Source organism: Geodermatophilus sp. CPCC 206100 (genome assembly GCF_048569675.1).
In the GTDB taxonomy this organism is placed as follows: Bacteria; Actinomycetota; Actinomycetes; order Mycobacteriales; family Geodermatophilaceae; genus Geodermatophilus.
Map to the genome: position 1 here is coordinate 48,756 of NZ_JAQISV010000010.1, position 17,942 is coordinate 66,697.

16 protein-coding genes are annotated in these 17,942 nt (G+C 75.5%); 9 read left to right on the top strand and 7 right to left on the bottom strand.

Annotated features, from left to right (window positions below; genetic code table 11):
• Positions 1-4: 4 nt before the first annotated feature.
• Complete coding sequence (locus tag PGN05_RS05620; protein WP_419751544.1) at positions 5-1,684, bottom strand: alkaline phosphatase D family protein; 1,680 nt, start codon at positions 1,682-1,684, stop codon at positions 5-7.
• 72 nt (positions 1,685-1,756) lie between these two features.
• On the opposite strand from PGN05_RS05620, the gene ftsY reads away from it, so the two are divergent.
• The gene (gene ftsY, locus PGN05_RS05625) at positions 1,757-2,965 is read left to right on the top strand and encodes a signal recognition particle-docking protein FtsY (RefSeq protein WP_419751545.1); all 1,209 of its coding nucleotides are present in this window, start codon (positions 1,757-1,759) and stop codon (positions 2,963-2,965) included.
• Between the two features lie 97 nt (positions 2,966-3,062).
• On the opposite strand, the gene PGN05_RS05630 is transcribed toward ftsY, so the two are convergent.
• The 4 genes from PGN05_RS05630 to PGN05_RS05645 are packed head-to-tail and all read right to left on the bottom strand — an operon-like array spanning position 3,063 to position 5,617.
• Positions 3,063-3,812: an energy-coupling factor ABC transporter ATP-binding protein gene (locus PGN05_RS05630; RefSeq protein WP_419751546.1), complete on the bottom strand. Its 750-nt coding sequence runs from the start codon at positions 3,810-3,812 to the stop codon at positions 3,063-3,065.
• Positions 3,809-4,591, bottom strand: coding sequence for a cobalt ECF transporter T component CbiQ (gene cbiQ / locus PGN05_RS05635; protein WP_419751547.1), 783 nt, complete (start codon positions 4,589-4,591; stop codon positions 3,809-3,811). The genes PGN05_RS05630 and cbiQ overlap by 4 nt, the downstream gene beginning before the upstream one ends.
• 1 nt (position 4,592) lies before the next feature.
• On the bottom strand, positions 4,593-4,919 hold the full coding sequence (locus tag PGN05_RS05640; protein WP_419751548.1) for a PDGLE domain-containing protein: 327 nt from the start codon (positions 4,917-4,919) through the stop codon (positions 4,593-4,595).
• On the bottom strand, positions 4,916-5,617 hold the full coding sequence (locus PGN05_RS05645; RefSeq protein WP_419751549.1) for an energy-coupling factor ABC transporter permease: 702 nt from the start codon (positions 5,615-5,617) through the stop codon (positions 4,916-4,918). The genes PGN05_RS05640 and PGN05_RS05645 overlap by 4 nt, the downstream gene beginning before the upstream one ends.
• A 347-nt stretch (positions 5,618-5,964) precedes the next feature.
• Here PGN05_RS05645 and PGN05_RS05650 point away from each other — a divergent pair, with 347 nt between their 5' ends.
• The 6 genes from PGN05_RS05650 to PGN05_RS05675 all read left to right on the top strand — a co-directional run bounded on the left by PGN05_RS05650 (position 5,965) and on the right by PGN05_RS05675 (position 13,346).
• The gene (locus PGN05_RS05650; RefSeq protein ID WP_419751550.1) at positions 5,965-7,353 is read left to right on the top strand and encodes an ammonium transporter; all 1,389 of its coding nucleotides are present in this window, start codon (positions 5,965-5,967) and stop codon (positions 7,351-7,353) included.
• Positions 7,350-7,688: a P-II family nitrogen regulator gene (locus PGN05_RS05655; protein ID WP_419751551.1), complete on the top strand. Its 339-nt coding sequence runs from the start codon at positions 7,350-7,352 to the stop codon at positions 7,686-7,688. Before PGN05_RS05650 ends, PGN05_RS05655 begins: the two co-directional genes overlap by 4 nt.
• Positions 7,689-7,786: 98 nt before the next feature.
• Entirely contained in the window at positions 7,787-10,162 is a 2,376-nt protein-coding gene (locus tag PGN05_RS05660; RefSeq protein WP_419751552.1) for a [protein-PII] uridylyltransferase, read from the top strand.
• Positions 10,163-10,244: 82 nt separating this feature from the next.
• Positions 10,245-10,463: a hypothetical protein gene (locus PGN05_RS05665; RefSeq protein WP_419751553.1), complete on the top strand. Its 219-nt coding sequence runs from the start codon at positions 10,245-10,247 to the stop codon at positions 10,461-10,463.
• 188 nt (positions 10,464-10,651) lie between these two features.
• Positions 10,652-12,247 (top strand): signal recognition particle protein, encoded by a 1,596-nt coding sequence (gene ffh / locus PGN05_RS05670; RefSeq protein ID WP_419751554.1) that lies wholly within the window; start codon positions 10,652-10,654, stop codon positions 12,245-12,247.
• A gap of 1 nt (position 12,248) precedes the next feature.
• Positions 12,249-13,346: an amidohydrolase family protein gene (locus tag PGN05_RS05675; protein ID WP_419751555.1), complete on the top strand. Its 1,098-nt coding sequence runs from the start codon at positions 12,249-12,251 to the stop codon at positions 13,344-13,346.
• Here PGN05_RS05675 and PGN05_RS05680 read toward each other — a convergent pair.
• Both PGN05_RS05680 and PGN05_RS05685 read right to left on the bottom strand, forming a co-directional pair.
• Entirely contained in the window at positions 13,340-14,602 is a 1,263-nt protein-coding gene (locus PGN05_RS05680) for a HAMP domain-containing sensor histidine kinase (RefSeq protein WP_419751556.1), read from the bottom strand. The two genes, PGN05_RS05675 and PGN05_RS05680, sit on opposite strands and share 7 nt — an antisense overlap.
• Entirely contained in the window at positions 14,599-15,285 is a 687-nt protein-coding gene (locus PGN05_RS05685; RefSeq protein WP_419751557.1) for a response regulator transcription factor, read from the bottom strand. Before PGN05_RS05685 ends, PGN05_RS05680 begins: the two co-directional genes overlap by 4 nt.
• 123 nt (positions 15,286-15,408) lie before the next feature.
• Here PGN05_RS05685 and PGN05_RS05690 point away from each other — a divergent pair, with 123 nt between their 5' ends.
• Together PGN05_RS05690 and PGN05_RS05695 are read left to right on the top strand one after the other, a co-directional pair.
• Positions 15,409-16,032 carry a hypothetical protein gene (locus PGN05_RS05690; protein WP_419751558.1) on the top strand — a complete coding sequence of 208 codons (624 nt, stop codon included), beginning with the start codon at positions 15,409-15,411 and terminating at the stop codon, positions 16,030-16,032.
• Positions 16,033-16,135: 103 nt separating this feature from the next.
• Positions 16,136-17,884 carry a proline--tRNA ligase gene (locus PGN05_RS05695; RefSeq protein ID WP_419751559.1) on the top strand — a complete coding sequence of 583 codons (1,749 nt, stop codon included), beginning with the start codon at positions 16,136-16,138 and terminating at the stop codon, positions 17,882-17,884.
• The last annotated feature ends 58 nt before the right edge of the window (positions 17,885-17,942 follow it).

Below are 17,942 nucleotides of genomic sequence, written 5' to 3' on the forward strand. Positions count from 1 at the left end.
GGCCTCAGCCTGTCACCTCCGCGGCGACGGGGGAGGACAGCGGCAGGTCCAGGACCCCGCGCAGCTGCTCGCGCCCGGAGCGGTCGCGCTCGCTCACGTACAGGAGGAAGCGCGCCTCGCGGCCGTCGAGGACCAGCTCCCCGAGCTGGTTGCCGAAGTACGGGCCGGCGGCCTTCTCCCACTCGAGCTCGGTGGGGCGGACCCGGGCCAGCCGCGCCATGCCCGACATGAGCCGCCGCGCCCAGCGGCTCCACCCGATCCGGAAGCCGACCTTGATCGGGTGCGGTGCCTGGTTGTGCAGCGGGGACACGGTGAGCTGGTGCACCCGCGTGGTGAGCTGCTCGGGTTGCACGAGCTCAGCCGCGTAGGCGTGGTGGACGTCGCCGGAGAGCACCAGCGCGGTCGCCGGCGGGCGGCCGTGGTCGCCGCGGGCCAGCGCCACGAGCAGCCGGCCCAGGCGCTCGAAGGAGTCGCCGAACGCCGCCCAGTGCTCGAGGTCGGCGGCCTGCCGCAGCTTCTCCGACACCCACCCCAGCGGCCGGCCCAGGTGCCGGCCGTTGAGCGTCTCGCTCCACCGCTCGATGTCGTGGATGGCGTGCGGCAGCAGCCACGGCAGCGACGTGCCGAGGACGACGTGCTCGACGCCCTCGTCGGCCGCCTGGCGCACCGCCGCCTCGACCCAGGCGAACTCCGCGTCGTCGACCATCCGCCGCGCCTGCTCGTCCAGCACCCGCCCGGCCCGGCTGTCGACCATGACCATCCGCGCGTCACCCCAGTGCCGCACGTAGCTCCAGCGGACGGTGCGGGGGTCGGCGTCGGCGGCCTCGGCCATCGCCCGCAGCACCGGCTCGGCGTCCCCCGGGGACTCCTGCACCGCCTGCCACGTCCGGTTCTCGGCCAGCTCGCGCGGGCTCAGGTTGCCCAGGTGCTGGTAGACCCAGTAGCTGACCAGGCCGCCCGCGATCCGGTCGCGCCACCACTGCTGGCCGGTGACCTCGCGGCGCCAGGCGGCCGACGTGTTCCAGTCGTCGATCATCTCGTGGTCGTCGAAGATCATCGAGGACGGGATCGTCGACAGCAGCCAGCGCACGTGCGGATCGCTCCACGACTCGGCGTAGAGCCGGGTGTACTCCTCGAAGTCCGCGACCTGGGTGTCCTCCGGCGCGCGCTCGCGCCGGCGCAGCTCGAGCCACTGGCGGGTGGGCGTCGTCAGCTCGTCGGCGTAGACCTGGTCGCCGAGCAGCACCAGGGCGTCCGGCCAGCTGTCCTCGGACTGCTCGGCCAGCCGCACGGCGTAGGTGTCCAGCGCGTCGGGCGGGATGCCCTCGGCGAGGTCGACGGTGCTCGGGGTGGCGTACCGGCAGGAGCCGAAGGCGATCCGGAAGGGCCCAGGGCGCCCCGGCGTGCGGATGCGGCTGGGTGGGAAGGGGGAGGCGGCGTCCGGCCAGACCCGCTCGCCGTCCAGGCGGACGTCGTACGGGGTCGCGCTCCCCGGCTCCAGCCCCTCGACGACGACCAGGGCGAAGTGGTGCCCGCCGACGGCGAAGGTGCGGGCGCGGCGGTCGAGCACCGCGACCTCGCAGGGCCGGTCGGTCTCCACCCACACCGTGGCCGACACGGGGTCGACGTGGCGGAGCAGCGGACCGAGCAGGAGCACCGGGGAGTCCCGGCCGGGCAGGGGCATGCCGCTCAGCGTCGCTCACGGACCTGGGTTCCGCCCAGTCCCCGCTGTGCGTCGCCTGGGAGACTGGGGGCCATGGAGTTCGTGCTGATCGCGGTCGCGATCCTCGTCGTCGCCCTGGTCACGGGGATCAGCCTGCTGGTCGGCCGTGGTCGTCGCACCACCCGCCTGGACGACGACGCCACCGCCGGCACGACCCTGACCCGTCCGCGCCCGCCGGCACCGGCGCCGACCGAGGAGTCGCCGCCGTCGGGGTCGACCGCGTCCGGCCTCGGCCTGCCGCCGGAGACCGCAGAGCCGCCCGCCCCGCCGACGGAGCTGCCGCCGGCCGAACCCGAGCCCGGGCTGCTCTTCGAGACCCCGCCGCCGTCGGCCGGCCGGCTGGTGCGGCTGCGGTCCCGGTTGGCCCGCTCGCAGTCCTCGCTGGGCCGCGGGCTGCTCACCGTGCTCGCTCGGGAGCGGCTGACCGAGGACGACTGGGAGGAGGTCGAGGAGACCCTGCTGGCCGCCGACGTCGGGGTCGCCGCCACCACGCAGATCGTCGAGCGGCTGCGCACCCAGTCGATGGTGCTGGCCACCGCGTCGGGCAGCGACCTGCGCGCGCTCCTGGTGCGGGAGCTGTCCGCCGTCCTCGGGCCGGACCTGGACCGCACCCTCGGCGTCGACCGGCGTGACGGCCGCCCGGGCGTCGTCCTCGTCGTCGGCGTCAACGGCGCGGGCAAGACCACGACCGTGGGGAAGATCGCCCGCGTCCTGGTGGGGGACGGCAAGAGCGTCGTCCTCGGCGCGGCCGACACGTTCCGCGCCGCGGCCGCCGACCAGCTGGAGACCTGGGGCGAGCGGGTCGGCGTCCTGACCGTGCGCGGCCGCGAGGGGGCCGATCCGGCGTCGGTCGCCTTCGAGGCGGTGCGCATCGGGGTGGAGGCCGAGGTGGACACGGTGGTCGTCGACACCGCCGGCCGCCTGCACACCAAGGGCGGCCTGATGGACGAGCTGGGCAAGATCAAGCGGGTCGTGGAGAAGCAGTCGCCGGTGACCGAGGTGCTGCTGGTCCTGGACGCGACGACCGGTCAGAACGGCGTGGTGCAGGCCCGCGTGTTCACCGACGCCGTCACCGTCACCGGCGTCGTCCTCACCAAGCTCGACGGCACCGCCAAGGGGGGCATCGTCGTCTCGGTGCAGCGCGAGCTGGGCATCCCGGTGAAGCTGGTGGGGCTGGGCGAGGGCGCCGACGACCTCGCGCCGTTCGAGCCGCAGGCCTTCGCCGAGGCGCTCGTCGGCTGACGCCGTCGGGAGCATCGCAGCGAGCACCAGCGAGCGAGGAGCGGACCGGGGGCGGAAGCCGACCAGTGCGGTCGTCGGCTGAGGGAGCGCCCGGGCCTCAGGGCACGGTCGTCGGGTCGAAGCCGTAGGGCAGCTCCAGCCGGTGCCGGGCCAGCAGCCCGGTGTCGGCCAGCAGCTCGCGGGTCGGCCCGTCGGCCACCACCACGCCGCCGTCGAGCACCACCGACCGCCGGCACAGCTGCAGGGCGTAGGGCAGGTCGTGGGTCACCATCAGCACGGTCACCGGCAGCGCCTCCAGGACCTCGGCCAGCTCCCGCCGCCCGGCCGGGTCCAGGTTCGACGACGGCTCGTCGAGCACCAGGATCTCCGGGTGCATCGACAGCACGGTGGCGACGGCGACCCGGCGGCGCTGGCCGAAGGACAGGTGGTGCGGCGGACGGTCGGCCACCCCGGTCATCCCCACCTGCTCCAGCGCGGCGGCGACCCGGGCGGCGACCTCGGCCTCGGGCAGGCCCAGGTTGCGCGGCCCGAAGGCGACGTCCTCCCCGACGGTCGGCATGAACAGCTGGTCGTCGGGGTCCTGGAAGACCACGCCGACCCGGCGCCGCACCTCCTGCAGGTGCGCGCGGTCCACGGGCAGCCCCGCCACGGTGACGGTGCCCCGGCCGGCGCGCAGGATGCCGTTGAGGTGCAGCACGAGCGTCGTCTTGCCGGCGCCGTTGGGGCCGAGCAGCGCCACCCGCTCGCCCTGCTCGATCCGCAGGTCCACCCCGAACAGCGCCTGGTGCCCGTCGGGGTAGGCGAAGGCGAGGTCGTCGACGACCAGGGACGGGGGTGGTGCGGTCACCCGAGAAGCAGACCAGACGCCAGGACGGCGCCTGCGGCCAGCGGCAGGACGAGCGCGGTCAGCCAGGCGGAGGCGGGCACGGCGGCCGCCGGGCCGGTGGGCAGCCGGCCGGTGTAGCCGCGCGACAGCATCGCCAGGTGCACCCGCTCGCCGCGCTCGTAGGACCGGATGAACAGCGACCCGGCGGCCGGGCCGAGCACTCGCAGCGCGCCGAGGTGGCGGCCGCGGAACCCGCGCGACTCCCGGGCCACGCGCATCCGGCGCAGCTCGCCGCCGACCACGTCGGCGTAGCGGACCATGAAGAAGAGGATCTGCACCAGCACCGGCGGCAGCCGCAGCCGCTCCAGGCCGCGCAGCAGCGCCCGCGGCTCGGTGGTGGCCGCGAGGACGGTGGCGGCCAGCACCGACAACGTCGCCTTGGCCAGCAGCCCGCCGGCCGCCACCAGCCCGCTCTGCGACAGGGACAGCCCGCCGACCTCCACCCGCGGCCCCTGGGCGACCACCGGTAGGAGCAGCGCGAACAGCACGAAGGGGGTCTCCACGGCGAGGCCCCGGACCAGGCGTCCCGGCCGCAGTCCGGCGACGGCCGCCGTGCCGAGCACCAGGGCCAGGTAGCCGGCGTAGGCGCCCCACGCCCACGCGGCGTGCACCGGCGTCGCCACCACCACGACCGCGAAGCCGAGGACCGCGACCAGCTTCAGGTGCGGCTCCAGCCGGTGCACCGAGCTCGCCCCGGCGACGTAGGCGGCGCCCAGCGCGCCGCCGTGCCCGGCACCCACGTCAGCGGGTCGCGTCCGCGGGGTCGGCGCTGCGCCGGCGCACCAGCAGGGTCAGCCCGCCGGCCACGACCAGGGTGACGGCGACGCCGATGACCCCGGCCAGCCCGCCGGACAGCCGGCCGTCGTCGACCCCGGCCACGGCGTAGTCGGCCAGCGGAGAGTCGGCCGCGGCGCTGTCGCGGGCCGTGTCGAGGAAGCCCTCCTGCTCGGCCGACCACTCCAGGCCGTCGGGGTGCGAGCTCGCGTAGTAGCTGCCCACCCCGGCCACCAGCAGCGCGGCCAGCAGGCCGACGAGGAGGAGGCCGGTCGTGCGCCGGGACCTGGTCATCGGGGACCTCCAGCAGGCGTGGTGGGACGCGGGGCCAGGGGCGTCGCGGCGCGGAGGGAGCGCGCGCCCCAGACGAGGTCGGGCCGCACGGCGAGGACGGCGGCGAGGACGGCGACGGTGATCAGGGCCTCGCCGATGCCGATGAGCAGGTGGACCCCGCCCATCGTGGCGGCGACGGTGCCGATCGGGACGTCGGCGACGCCGCCGACGGCGAACAGGCCGACGAACGCGAGCGCGGCCGCGGGGACCGAGAGGAAGGCGCCGACGCCGGCGGCCGCCAGGACCCCGGTCCGGGTGCGGGGGAGGACCGCCGACAGCAGCCGGTAGGCGCCGTACCCGACGGCGACCGCGACCACGGCCATGAGCGTCACGTTCGTGCCGAGGGCGGTGAGCCCGCCGTCGGCGAACAGGACGGCCTGGACCAGCAGGACCACGGTCATGCAGAGGACCGCCGTCCACGGCCCGACCAGGACGGCGGTGAGCGCGCCCCCGATGAGGTGGCCGCTGGTGCCCGCGCCGACGGGGAAGTTCATCATCTGCACCGCGAAGACGAAGGCCGCCGTCAGGCCGGCCAGGGGAGCCGTGCGCTCGTCGAGCTCCCGGTGCGCCCCACGGAGGGCGACGGCCACCGCCCCGGCGGCCACCACGCCGGTCGCGACGGACGTCGGGGCGTCCAGGAACCCGTCGGGTACGTGCACGGTGCCTCCTCGCGGACGTCGCCTCCGGCGGGCGACCAGGGGCGACCTTATTGCAGTCGATTGGCAAGTGCACACCAGTCGCAACAAGCCCGTCCGGGTGTGCTGCACGCCACCGGCACGGGCCGCGCAACACGGCTGGAACACGAGGCGGGGACACGCGGAGCGGAGTTCACCGCCCGGAAACAGCGTCGCGCGCTCAGGGGAAACAGGACGACGGCACCGTGAACGCCGCGTCGCTCCCCGTCGGTCCACCCGCCGCGGAGCGCAACCCACCCGGCGCACCCCGTGCGCCGGTCCGCCACCCCGTTGCGGCCGCCCCGGCCCACGACCCACCTCAGGAGGTTGCCGTGGTCAACACCGGCGACACCGCCTGGATCCTCACCAGCGCGGCGCTCGTGCTGCTGATGACCCCAGGCCTGGCCCTCTTCTACGGCGGCATGGTCCGCGCGAAGAGCGTGCTCAACATGATGATGATGAGCTTCGGAGCCCTGGCGCTGATCAGCGTCCTGTGGGTCCTCTACGGCTACTCCGTCGCCTTCGGGGACGACGTGGGCGGGGGGCTGCTCGGCAACCCGGCCGAGTTCTTCGGCCTCGCCGGGCTGATGGAGGACGTCACCTCCGAGGCGGGCGGCCTGCCGGCGATGGCCTTCGTCGGGTTCCAGGCGGTCTTCGCGATCATCACCGTCGCGCTCATCTCCGGCGCCATCGCCGACCGCGCCAAGTTCGGCTCGTGGATGGTCTTCGCCGGCATCTGGGCGACGATCGTCTACTTCCCGGTCGCGCACTGGGTCTTCGACTTCACCCTCACCGGCGACGACGGCGTGATCACCCACACCGGCGGCTGGATCGCGAACAACCTCGCCGCGATCGACTTCGCCGGCGGCACCGCGGTGCACATCAACGCCGGTGCGGCGGGCCTGGCGCTGGCGCTGGTGCTCGGCAAGCGCCGCGGCTTCGGCCGGGAGGCGATGCGCCCGCACAACCTGCCGCTGGTCATGATCGGCGCGGGCCTGCTCTGGTTCGGCTGGTTCGGGTTCAACGCCGGCTCCGCCGTCGCGGCGAACAACACCGCCGCCGTCGCCTGGGTCAACACGCTCGTCGCCACCGGGGCCGCCACGCTCGCCTGGCTGCTGGTGGAGAAGCTGCGGGACGGGCACTCCACCTCGCTGGGCGCCGCCTCCGGTGTGGTCGCCGGCCTGGTCGCCATCACCCCCGCCTGTTCCGCGGTGTCGCCGGTCGGCGCGATCATCGTCGGCGCGGTCGCCGGCGCCCTGTGCGCCCTGGCCGTGGGCCTGAAGTACCGGTTCGGCTACGACGACTCGCTCGACGTCGTCGGCGTCCACCTGGTCGGTGGCCTGGTCGGCACCATCCTCATCGGCTTCGTCGCCGACCCGGACGCCCCCGCGGGTGTGGAGAGCCTCCTCTTCGGCGGTAGCGTCGACCAGCTGTGGCGGCAGGTCGTCGGCGCGGTCGCCGTCCTGGTCTTCTCCTTCGTCCTCACGTTGGTGATCGGCTTCGCCATCCAGAAGACGATCGGCTTCCGCCTGACCGAGGAGGACGAGGTCACCGGCATCGACACGGTCGTGCACGCCGAGTCGGGGTACGACTTCGCCTCTCTGGGCGGCAGCGGTTCCACCGCACCACTGAGCGGCCAGGCGCGCGCCCTGGCGCAGGACCCGGCGCAGGGCACGGCGCGCACCGACACCACTCGCGACACGGAAGGGGTCCGGGCATGAAGCTCGTCACCGCCATCGTCAAGCCGTTCAAGCTGGACGACGTCAAGAACGCCCTCGAGCTCATCGGCATCGCCGGGCTCACCGTCAGCGAGGTCCAGGGCTTCGGCCGCCAGCGCGGCCACACCGAGGTCTACCGCGGCGCGGAGTACCAGGTGGACTTCGTCCCGAAGGTGCGCATCGAGGTCGTCGTCGGGGAGTTCGACGCCGCCCGCGTGGTGGACGCCATCGTCGAGGCGGCCTCCACCGGGCAGATCGGCGACGGGAAGGTCTGGGTGACGACGATCGACGAGATCGTCCGGGTCCGCACCGGCGAGCGCGGCGCCGACGCCCTGTAGCCCCGGCGGCCTCCCTGCAGGGGCCCGCCGCGAGCCTGCGAGCGGTGGGGGGCAGGGAGGTCCTTTCTCGTCGGCCAGGAGCAACCAGAGGGGGAGACGTGCTGGACACCGGGTCGCTGCCCGCGCTGCCGCGGGCGCAACGGGGCGAGGTGCTCGACGCCTGGCTGGCCGGCCTGCTGGGCGAGGCCGCGGCCGGGACGCCGGCTCCGCGGCCGCGCCGCGGCGCACCGCCTCCCCGCACCGGCACCGAGGGGGTCGCCCTGGTCGCGGTCGGCAGCCTGGGCCGCCGCGAGTTCCCGCCGCACGGGGACCTGGACCTGGTCCTGGTGCACGACGGGCGGCCGGAGATCGCCGCCCTCGCGGACGCGGTCTGGTACCCGATCTGGGACGCCGGGCTGCGCCTGGACCACTCGGTGCGCACCGTTGCCGAGGCGGTCGGCGTGGCCTCCACCGACGTCAAGGCCGGCCTGGGGCTGCTCGACGCCCGGCTGGTCGCCGGGGACGCCGCCCCCGCCGCCGCGCTGCGCAGCGCCACGCTGGCCAGCTGGCGGCAGTCGGCGTCCCGGCTGCTGCCCCAGCTGCGGGACCTGAGGCGCGGCCGGGCCCGGCAGGTGGGGGAGCTGGCCTTCCTGCTCGAGCCGGACCTGAAGGAGGCCTACGGCGGGCTCCGCGAGGGTCAGGTGCTGCGCGCGATGGCCGCCGCCCAGCTCGCCGACGAGCTCTCCGCCGAGGCCGAGCAGGCCTACGCGTTCCTGCTCGACGTCCGTGACGAGCTGCGCCGCCGCTCCGGCCGGGCCGGCGACGTGCTGGTCCGCCAGGAGCAGCGGCCGGTCGCCGTCGCCCTCGGGCTGGCCGACGAGGACGCGCTGCTGCGCGAGGTGAGCCTGGCCGGGCGGCGGCTGGCGTTCGTCGCCGACGAGACGTGGCGGCGGGTCGAGGCGACGCTGGTCCGCCGTCCGCGCGCGCGGTACCGGCGGGTGCGCCGGGAACCGCTGGCCGAGGGCGTGGTGCGGCAGGGCGACGAGGTCGTGCTCGCCCGGGACGCCCGCCCCGCCGCCGACCCCGGGCTCGTGCTGCGCGGCGCGGCCGCCGCGGCCCGGGCGGACCTGCTGCTCTCGCCGTACACGCTCAAGGTGCTCGCGGTGCACTCCCCGCCGGTGCCGGAGCCGTGGCCCGCGGAGGTCCGCTGGTCGTTCCTGCGGCTGCTGGCCAGCGGCCGCCCGGCCGTCGCGGTGCTGGAGCAGCTGGACCAGGAGGGGCTGCTGTCGCGACTGCTGCCGGAGTGGGACCGGGTCCGGTCGCTGCCGCAGCGCCACCCGTGGCACCGGTTCACCGTCGACCGGCACCTGGTCGAGGCCGCCGCGGCCGCCGCGGAGCTCACCCGGGACGTCGACCGGCCGGACCTGCTCCTGGTCGGGGCGCTGCTGCACGACATCGGCAAGGGCTGGCCGGGCGACCACAGCGTCGTCGGGGAGCCGGTCGCGGCGGCGATCGCCACCCGCATGGGGTTCTCCGAGGCCGACGTCGCGACGCTGGCCGCGATGGTGCGCCACCACCTGTTGCTGCCCGACACCGCCACCCGCCGCGACATCGACGACCCCGCGACCATCGACCGCGTCGCGGCCACCATCGGCTCCGACCCGGAGCTGCTGCAGCTGCTGCACGCCCTGGCGCAGGCCGACGGCGCCGCGACGAGCGCCTCGGCGTGGTCCCCGTGGAAGGCCCACCTGGTCGCCGCGCTCGTCGCCCGGGTGCACGGCCGGCTGGACGGCGCGCCGAGCCGCGAGCCGGAGCCGGTGCTGCACCCGGGCGCGCCGCAGGTCAGCACCGAGTGCTCCGGCCTGCCGGGTGGGGGCGCCGACGTCGCGGTCGGGGTGGAGGACGTCGCCGACGGCCAGCAGGTGACGTTCGTCGCCCCCGACCGGCACGGGCTGTTCAGCCGGCTGGCCGGGGTCCTGGCGCTCAACCAGCTGGACGTGCGGGCGGCCAAGGTGAACACCGTCGACGGCCGGGCCACCGCGGTGTTCGCGGTGCGGCCGCGGTTCGGGCGGGCGCCGGTGGCGTCGATCCTCGCCGACGCGGTCCGGGCCGCCCTCGAGGGGACGCTGCCCCTGGCCGAGCGGCTGCAACAGCGCGAGGCGGACTACCGGCAGGACGGCGTCCGCGCGACACCGCCGCGCATCGCGTGGCACAACAACGAGGTGACCGGCGACGCCACCGGGATCGTCGAGGTCCGGGCCGGCGACCGCGCCGGGCTGCTGTACCGGCTCACCGCCGCGCTCGCGGCCGAGGGGCTGGACGTCACGTCGGCCCGCATCGAGACCCTCGGCGCCGACGCGGCCGACCACTTCTACGTGTGCAACCCCTCGGGCACGCCGATCGACGCCGACCAGCGGGCCCGCGTGGAGGCGGCGCTCGTCGCCGCCGTCCGCGGTGCGGTGCCCGAGCCGGTCGCGGGGAACACGCCGGGCTGACGTCCCGCATCTGTCGGTACCCCGTGTCACCGTCGGGAGGAGTGGGACGGAACGGTTCCACCGAACGGGGAGGGAACCGCACGTGTCCGACCGGTCCTTCGAGCTCGCCTCCGCCGAGGGGCGCGTCTGGTGCTGCGCGGCCTGCGGCGACGACCGGGAGTTCGTGCAGCCGCCGTGCGTCGACGGTCACACCGAGGACGGCGCGGAGTGCCCCGAGTGGGCCTGCGCCGACTGCGGCGCCGCGGTCGTGACCGGCGGGGACGTGGCCGCCGTCGCCGTCCTCACCCACCGCGCCGCCTGAGAGAGGACCCCCTGCCCCCGCCCCTCGCACGCTCACGGCGGGACCCTGCAGGGGGCCGCACTGCGGCGGCGCTCGTTAGGCTGGACCGGAGGTGGCGCGACGGCCCCGGGGTCCTCCCGGTGCCGGCAGCCGAGCAGCCGGTCGGTCGACCGGCCGGCCGCGCCCGCGAGAACTGCTGAGGACGTGCTGTGTTCGAGACCCTCTCCGACCGCCTCGACAAGGTCTTCAGCGGCCTGCGCGGCAAGGGCCGGCTGACCGACGCCGACATCGACGCCACCGCGCGCGAGATCCGCATCGCGCTGCTCGAGGCCGACGTGGCCCTGCCCGTGGTGCGGGCCTTCATCACCGCGGTCAAGGAGCGGGCGCGGGGCGCCGACGTCTCGCAGGCACTCAACCCCGCCCAGCAGGTCATCAAGATCGTCAACGAGGAGCTCGTCGAGATCCTCGGCGGCGAGACCCGGCGGGTGCGCTACGCCAAGCAGTCCCCGACGGTCATCATGCTGGCCGGTCTGCAGGGCTCCGGTAAGACGACGCTGGCCGGCAAGCTGGGCCGCTGGCTGAAGGCGCAGGGCCACACGCCGCTGCTCGTGGCCGCCGACCTGCAGCGCCCCAACGCGGTCAACCAGCTGTCGATCGTCGCCGGCCAGGCCGGGGTCGACGTCTTCGCGCCCGAGCCCGGCAACGGCGTCGGCGACCCGATCCGGGTGGCCGCCGACTCCATCGAGCACGCCCGCCGGACCATGCACGACGTCGTCGTGGTCGACACCGCCGGCCGCCTGGGCATCGACGCGGAGCTGATGGCGCAGGCCGCCGGCATCCGCGACGCCGTGCAGCCGGACGAGACGCTGTTCGTCGTCGACGCGATGATCGGTCAGGACGCCGTCACCACCGCCGAGGCGTTCCGCGACGGCGTGGGCTTCAGCGGCGTCGTCCTCACCAAGCTCGACGGCGACGCCCGCGGTGGCGCGGCGCTCTCGGTCCGCTACGTGACCGGCCAGCCGATCATGTTCGCCTCCACCGGCGAGAAGCTGACCGACTTCGACGTCTTCCACCCCGAGCGGATGGCCTCCCGCATCCTCGGGATGGGCGACGTCCTCACGCTCATCGAGCAGGCCGAGCAGGCCTTCGACGCCGACCAGGCCGAGAAGATGGCCGGCAAGCTCGCCTCGCGGGAGGGCTTCACGCTCGAGGACTTCCTCGAGCAGATGATCGCCATCCGCAAGATGGGCCCGATCGCCAACCTGCTCGGCATGCTGCCCGGCGCCGGCGCGATGAAGGAGCAGCTCAAGCAGGTCGACGACCGCGACCTCGACCGCACCGCGGCGATCATCCGCTCGATGACGCCGCAGGAGCGGGTCGACTCCAAGATCATCAACGCCTCGCGCCGGGTGCGCATCGCCAACGGGTCGGGCGTGACCGTCACCGAGGTCAACCAGCTGCTGGAGCGCTTCGCCCAGGCCCAGAAGATGATGGGCCAGATGGCCGGCAGCATGGGCCTGCCGGGCATGGGCCCCATGTCGAAGAAGGCCCGCGGCCGGCAGATGCAGGCCCAGTCGAAGAAGGGCAAGAAGGGCAAGGGGAAGGGCAAGGGCGGGCCCGCCCGCCGGCCGATGGGCGCTCCGGGCCTCCCGCCGGGCGCTGGCTTCCCCGGCGGACTGCCCGGCGGCCTCCCCGGCGGCGGGGGCATGCCGGCGCTGCCGCCAGGCCTCGCCAACGGCCAGGGGCTGCCCGACCTCACCAAGCTGAGGTTCGACCAGCCGGGGGACGAGCAGCCCGGCCGCTGAGATGACGGGGCGGACGGGCGGATCGGCACCGCTGCACCTGACCGGCGTGCTCCTGCCCGAGGCGGAGCACCGCGACGTCTGGGTGCGCGACGGGCGGCTCACGTTCGACCCCGTCCCCGGCGCCGAGACGGTGTCCCGCGGCGGCTGGCTGCTGCCCGGCCTGGTCGACGCGCACTGCCACGTGGGCGTCGGCCCGGGGGGCGCGCACGTCGAGGACCTCGCCGGCCTCCGGGAGCAGGCGCTGACCGAGCGGGCGGCCGGCGTGCTCGCGCTCCGGGACTGCGGCTCCCCGGTCGACACCCGCGCCCTGGACGCCGAGCCGGACCTGCCCCGCATCATCCGCGCCGGCCGGCACCTGGCCCGGACCCGCCGCTACATCCCGGGGATGGCGATCGAGCTCGAGCCGGCCGACCTCGCCGCCGAGACGCGGGTGCAGGCCCGCCGCGGCGACGGTTGGGTGAAGCTGGTGGGGGACTGGATCGACCGCGGCGCCGGCGACCTCGCCCCCGAGTGGCCGGCCGACGCGATCGCCGAGGCCATCGCGGCCGCCCACGCGGAGGGTGCCCGGGTCACCGCGCACACCTTCGGCACCGACGCCCTGCCCGACCTGATCCGCGCGGGCATCGACTGCATCGAGCACGGCACCGGGCTGACCGAGGACCTCGTCGGCGAGATGGCCGCCCGCGGCACCGCCGTCGTCCCGACGCTGGTCAACGTCGAGAACTTCCCCGGTTTCGCCGCGGCGGGGGAGCAGCGGTTCCCCGCCTACGCGAGCACGATGCGGCGGCTGCACGCCGGGTCGGGGGCGGTCGTGCGGGCGGCGTTCGAGGCAGGCGTACCGGTGTTCGCCGGCACCGACGCGGGCGGCGGCGTCGCGCACGGCCGGATCGCCGACGAGGTCCGCGCGCTGGCCGACGCCGGGCTGCCGGAGGAGGCGGCGCTGGCCGCGGCCTCGTGGGCCGCCCGTGACTGGCTCGGGCTGCCGTGCGTCGAGGAGGGCGCCCCGGCCGACCTCGTGGTCTACGACGGCGACCCGCGGGCCGACCTCGACGTGCTCGCCCGGCCGCGGCTGACGCTCCTGCGCGGCCGCGTCTACTGACCGGCCGGCGGGCCGAGCTCGAGGGTGACCTCGGTGCCCGCGGGGGAGGACGTGGCCCGCAGCGCCCCGCCGGAGCCCTCCGCGGTGCGCCGGGCGATGTCCAGCCCGAGACCGGTGGAGCCCGCGCCGCTGTGCCCGCGGTCCAGCGCGGACGGCGGCAGGCCCGGTCCCTCGTCCGCGACGGTCACCTCCGCGCCACCGCCGTTCCGCGGCCGGACGGCGACCCGGAAGCCGGTGCCCTCCGGGGTGTGGGCGAAGACGTTGCCGAGGAGCGCGTCGACGGCGGCCCCCAGGTCCGCGGCGGCCACCCGCACCGCCAGCGGGCCCTCGGCGAGAGCGACGGTGACGGCGCGGTGCTCCTCCTCGGCCAGCACCGACCAGAACCGCACCCGCTCGCCCACGACGGCGCTCGCGTCGCAGCCGGCGCCCAGGCCCTCGCGCACCGTGCGCCGCGCCTCGCTGATCACCTCGTCGATCCCGCGGCTGAGCGCGTCGACGTCGTCGACCAGCCGCTCCCGCTCGCCGGGGGGCAGGGCCTCGACGTCGAGCCGGAGGGCGGTGAGCGGCGTGCGGAGGCGGTGGGCGAGGTCGGCCGCGGCCTCCCGCTCGGCGGCCAGCAGCTCGCCGATCCGCCCGGCCAGCCGGTTGAGCGCCGTTCCCACGTCGCGGACCTCGTCCGGCCCGGCCGGCGTGACCCGGGCGGCGAGGTCGCCGCTGCCGAGCCGGTGCGCGGTGCCCGCGAGGTCGGTGATCGGCCGGGTCAGCGAGCGGGCCAGCCGGTCGGCCACCACGAGCGCGAGCACCAGCAGGATGGCGCCGAGGCCGGCCAGGACCAGCCAGGTGCGGGCGACCCCGGCGCGCAGCTCGCCCTCGGGGACGAAGACCTCGATGACCGCGGTCCCGCCGTCCCCGCGCCGGACCGGCTGCAGCAGGTACGTCCCGTCGTCGGCGGGGACGACCGCGGCGCTGTCCGGGGACGCGTCGTCGCCGAGCCGGCCCTCGGCGCCGAGCCACGCGCCGTCGGTCCAGCGCACCCCCACGCTCCGGCCGTTCCCGGAGGCGCCGACCAGGGCGGCCGCGACCTCGTCGCGCTCGTCGAAGCCCACGGTCGGGACCAGCAACTGCAGCTGGGCCTGGGCGGTGTCCATCGCGCGCGCCTCGGCCACCCGGGAGACCAGCAGCGCGGCCGGCAGCAGGAACGCCAGCAGCACGACCGAGGTCGTGGCCGCCACCAGCAGCGTGATCCGCTGCCTCACGGCTCGGGCTCGGCCAGCCGGACGCCCACGCCGCGGATGGTCTGCAGCAGCCGCGGCTCGGCGGCGGACTCCCCGAGCTTGCGGCGCAGCCAGGAGAGATGGACGTCGACGGTCTTGTCCGACCCGCCGTAGGGCAGCTGCCACACCTCGGTGAGCAGCTCCCGCTTGGACACCACGGTGCCGGCGCGGGCGGCCAGGAAGGCCAGCAGGTCGAACTCCTTGGGGGAGAGCTCCACGGCACGCCCGGCCACGGTGACCCGCCGGCTGCGCGGGTCGACGGTCAGGTCGCCGACGGTGACCGCGGCCGGCCCGGCGTCCGCGTCCGAGGCGCGGCGCAGCACGGCGCGGATGCGGGCCTCGAGCTGGCCGGCCGAGAAGGGCTTCACCACGTAGTCGTCGGCGCCGGCGTCCAGGGCCCGCACCACGCTGCTGTCGTCGTCCCGCGCCGTGGCGACGATGACCGGCACCGCGGACACCGCGCGCAGCATCCGCAGCAGCTCGCCGCCGTCGAGGTCGGGCAGCCCGAGGTCCAGGACGACGAGGTCCGGGCGCTCCTCCACGGCCAGCTGCAGCCCGGCCAGCGCGGTGCCGGCCGACCTCACGGCGTGCCCGCGCTCGCGCAGCGCCCGGATCAGGGCGGTGCGGATGCGCTCGTCGTCCTCCACGACCAGGAGTTGTGCCACGGCTGGAAGTTAGCGCCGTCCGGCGCCGATCCGGGCTTCCCCCACTCAGGGGGATGAGTTCCGGGGCCGCCCTTGTCACCCTCTTGGCGTGGCCTTAACCGGAGCGGCGACAGGGTCGGTCCTGTGAAGCACACCGTCGCCTTCGGAGCCCTGTGGACCGCCTCGGCGGCGGCCGCCGTCGGCCTCGGCCTGCTCGCCGTGTCGTTCGTGGACGCCGGCGGGGCGGCCGGCACGCAGCTGGTGTCGGCCACCGGGAGCCCGTCGGCCTCCTCGACCGGCTCGTCTCCGGCACCCACCGAGACCCCGGCCCCGGCTCCGGAACCCGCGCCGGCTCCGGAACCGGCCCCCGTGACGGCCGAGCAGGCCACCGTGGCCGGCACCGTGTACGCGTCCTGCGACGCGGCCGGCCTCTCCCTGGCCAGCGCGCCGACGGCCGGCTGGTGGCTCGACGACTCGTCCGACCCCGGCGAGGTGGAGTTCGAGAACGGCACCCAGAAGGTCGAGATCACGGTCGCCTGTGTCGACGGGGGCCCGCAGTTCCTCGTCGAGGGTCCCCGGGACGACGGCCGGGGCCGGGGCCGGGGCGGCGACGACTCGCCCAGCAGTGCGCCGGTCAGCACCGCGCCGGCCGGCAGCAGCCCCGCCGTCGACGACTCCGACGGGCGGGTCGACGACTCCGGTTCCGACGACGACTCCGACGACTCCGGGCACGGCCGTGGCCGCGGCCGCGGCGGCGACGACGACTGATCGGTCCCCCCGGATCCACCGCCGGGCCCGGCCACCCCCCGGCCGGGCCCGGCGGTGCCGACCCCGTCCGCCGCCCGGTAGACCGGAGGCCGACAATGGTCGCGTGCTGTTGCGGATGTCCTCCCTGTTCCTGCGCACCCTGCGCGACGACCCGGCCGACGCCGAGGTCCCGAGCCACCGCCTGCTGGTCCGGGCCGGCTACATCCGGCGGGCCGCGCCGGGCGGCTTCACCTGGCTGCCACTGGGCTACCGGGTCTTCCGCAACGTCGAACGCGTCGTCCGCGAGGAGATGGACGCGATGGGCGCGCAGGAGGTGCACTTCCCGGCGCTGCTGCCGCGGGAGCCCTACGAGGCGACCGGCCGGTGGACCGAGTACGGCGACAACCTGTTCCGGCTCACGGACCGCCGCGGGGTGGACCACCTGCTCGGGCCCACGCACGAGGAGATGTTCACGCTCCTGGTGAAGGACCTGTACTCGTCGTACAAGGACCTCCCGCTGTCGCTCTACCAGATCCAGACCAAGTACCGCGACGAGGCGCGGCCCCGGGCCGGGCTGCTGCGCGGGCGCGAGTTCACGATGAAGGACAGCTACTCCTTCGACGTCGACGACGCCGGGCTGGACAAGTCCTACGCGGCCCACCGCGACGCCTACATCCGGATCTTCGACCGGCTGGGGCTGGAGTACGTGATCGTCTCGGCGATGTCCGGGGCGATGGGCGGCTCGCGGAGCGAGGAGTTCCTGCACCCGACGGTGATCGGTGAGGACACCTTCGTCCGGTCCCCGGGCGGCTACGCGGCGAACGTCGAGGCGGTCTCCACCGTCGTCCCCGACGCGATCCCGCTGGACGGGCTGCCCGAGGCGCACGTCGAGGACACCCCGGACACCCCGACGATCGAGACGCTCGTGGCGGTGGCCCAGCAGCTGTTCCCCGACGCCGGGTACACGGCCGCGTCGACGCTGAAGAACGTCGTCGTCACCCTCGTGCACCCCGACGGCACCCGCGAGCCGCTGGTGATCGGCCTGCCGGGGGACCGGGAGGTGGACGCCAAGCGCCTCGAGGCGCAGGTCGCCCCGGCCGAGGTGGAGCCGTTCACCGCGTTCGAGGAGCACCCAGAGCTGGTCAAGGGCTACATCGGCCCGCAGGTGCTCGGCGCCGACAGCCCCTCGGGCATCCGCTACCTCGTCGACCCCCGCGTCGTCCCCGGCACCGCGTGGATCACCGGGGCCAACGAGCCCGGCACGCACGTGTTCGACCTCGTCGCCGGCCGGGACTTCACCTGGGACGGCGTCGTCGAGGCCGCCGAGGTCCTGCCCGGCGACCCGGCGCCCGACGGCTCCGGGCCGCTGGAGCTGGCCCGCGGGGTGGAGATCGGTCACATCTTCCAGCTGGGCCGCAAGTACGCCGAGGCGCTCGAGCTGAAGGTGCTCGACGAGAACGGCAAGCTCGTCACGGTCACCATGGGCTCCTACGGCATCGGCGTCTCCCGCGCCGTCGCCGCGATCGCCGAGTCCACCCACGACGAGCTCGGCCTGGTCTGGCCGCGGGAGATCGCCCCGGCCGACGTGCACGTGCTCGCCACCGGCAAGGACGCCGCGGTCTTCGAGGCGGCCGAGGCGTTGGCCTCCGAGCTCGTCGCGGCGGGGCTCACGGTGCTCTACGACGACCGGCCCAAGGTCTCGCCCGGCGTGAAGTTCAAGGACGCCGAGCTGCTGGGAATGCCGACGATCGTCACCGTCGGCCGGGGGCTGGCCGGGGGCGTCCTGGAGCTGCGCGACCGCGCCACCGGCGAGCGCGAGGAGGTCCCCGTCGCCGACGCGGCCGCCCGCGTGCTGGCCGCCGTGCGGGGCTGAGGACGGGCCGGACGACGGCGACCCACCGTCTGGCATGATGGTGGGTCGAACACGGCGG

What these genes read in the sequence shown, in the direction of transcription:
- PGN05_RS05620 (WP_419751544.1), bottom strand. Translation starts at nt 1,684, where the DNA reads ATGCCCCTGCCCGGCCGGGACTCCCCGGTGCTCCTGCTCGGTCCGCTG.
- ftsY (WP_419751545.1), top strand. Translation starts at nt 1,757, where the DNA reads ATGGAGTTCGTGCTGATCGCGGTCGCGATCCTCGTCGTCGCCCTGGTC.
- PGN05_RS05640 (WP_419751548.1), bottom strand. Translation starts at nt 4,919, where the DNA reads ATGACCAGGTCCCGGCGCACGACCGGCCTCCTCCTCGTCGGCCTGCTG.
- PGN05_RS05655 (WP_419751551.1), top strand. Translation starts at nt 7,350, where the DNA reads ATGAAGCTCGTCACCGCCATCGTCAAGCCGTTCAAGCTGGACGACGTC.
- PGN05_RS05675 (WP_419751555.1), top strand. Translation starts at nt 12,249, where the DNA reads ATGACGGGGCGGACGGGCGGATCGGCACCGCTGCACCTGACCGGCGTG.